Source organism: Thermoactinospora rubra (assembly GCF_002093975.1).
Classification (GTDB): Bacteria; Actinomycetota; Actinomycetes; order Streptosporangiales; family Streptosporangiaceae; genus Nonomuraea; species Nonomuraea rubra_A.
Window position 1 is genome coordinate 1 of record NZ_MSZZ01000117.1, and the last position, 1,499, is coordinate 1,499.

The window sequence follows — 1,499 nt, forward strand, 5'->3', positions numbered from 1 at the left end:
CAATGCCGTGTAGTTAAGGTCTGGAGCCGGGCGTCAAGGGTCGGGTGCGGCCAGAATGTCGATGCTGATGGTGGCCTTGTAGCTGGTTCGGTCGACGGTGCCTTTGGCGTTGTATTTGGAGATGGCGCGTTTAACGACGCGGGGGCGGGTGCGAACGCGCCGGTCGGGCATGAGGTCGGCCAGGACGTGTCGGCCGATGGTGCCCAGGAGGTCGATGGCGGTGTCGGTGATGACGCCCGCGGCTTGGATGATCAGGTCGCGGGCGGTGTGCAGGGCGATGGTGAAGCTGGCCCGGTCGGGGTCCAGCCCGGGCTGGGTGGTGGTGGCGTCGGCCATGGCCAGGCGCACGAGTTGGTAGGCGGTGAGGAGGGCGTAGATCTCCTGGGTGATGCCGGCGGGGGTGCGGGCGCGCAGGGCCCGGCCGCCCAGAATGGTGGATTTGATCTCCAGGTAGGCGGTCTCGACCTCCCATCGCTGGTGGTAGAGGGTGATCAGTTCGCCGGCGGGGTGGGTGCGGGCATCGGTCAGGGTCGTGACGAGACGGTAGAGGCCGGTGCGGCGGCCCGCGCTGGTGGTGATGGCGATCTCGCAGTCGATGACCCGGACCGCCAGGACGCCGAGCCGGGAGGTGTAGGAGCCGTCGTGGTGACGGTGCAGGACGGGCAGGGCCCGACTGTTACGCGCCCGGACCAGGACGTGCGCGCCGGTTCCCGCGATCGCGGTCACCAGCGTGTGGGCGGCGAAGTTGCGGTCCAGCAGCACGATCATCCCCTCGCGCAGGCGGGCCAGCAGTCGTGGCGCCTGCGTGGTCTCGCCGTCGCTGGTGGGGCCGAACACCGCGTCCAGGATCGTGCGCGTGCCGCAGGACACCAGCGCCAGCAGGCGCAGCGCCGGATAGCCCGCCCCGCCGTTGTTGCAGCGGTGTTTGAGGTAGGTGGTCAGGTTCGCGGGCGTGTCGGGCACCGCCATCGTGGTGCCGTCGATCGCGCAGACCAGCAGTCCCCGCCACCACACACCGGGGGTGGCGATCCCGGCCGCCGGACCACGGAGCAGGTCGAACAGCCATCGCATCGGCTCGGCCCCGACCCGGCGGCGGGCCTGTGCCAGTGCCCCGCCCGTCGGGAACGCCACCGCCAGGCCCGTCAGTCCCATCGTCAGCTTCCGCCACACCCCGCGCCATCCCAGTTCGGGGAACAACGCCCCGGCCAGCAGCAGATACATCACCACCCGGGAGGGCAGGTCCCGTACCCGCGACTCCACCCGGCCCGTCGCCGCCAGCGCCTGATCCATCATCTCGAATGGCACCAGCCGGGTCAGCTCGCCCAGATGCCCCGGCGCGAACGCCCCGGCCGCCACCACAACCTCACGAGAAATGACACAATGCGTGTCCACGGAGCTCCTAGCCGAACAGTGATCTTGGTCGACACCGTTCTAGCAGGAGCTCCGTCCCATTTCAGGCGACTTGACACAAGCACCCAACGCCTATCTATACGGCATTG

General features: G+C 69.2%; 1 protein-coding gene. It reads right to left on the reverse strand.

The window, feature by feature from the left end; translation table 11 throughout:
• Nucleotides 1-33 precede the first annotated feature (33 nt).
• Nucleotides 34-1,392: an IS4 family transposase gene (locus BSB02_RS39135; RefSeq protein WP_206185143.1), complete on the reverse strand. Its 1,359-nt coding sequence runs from the start codon at nucleotides 1,390-1,392 to the stop codon at nucleotides 34-36.
• Nucleotides 1,393-1,499: the final 107 nt, after the last annotated feature.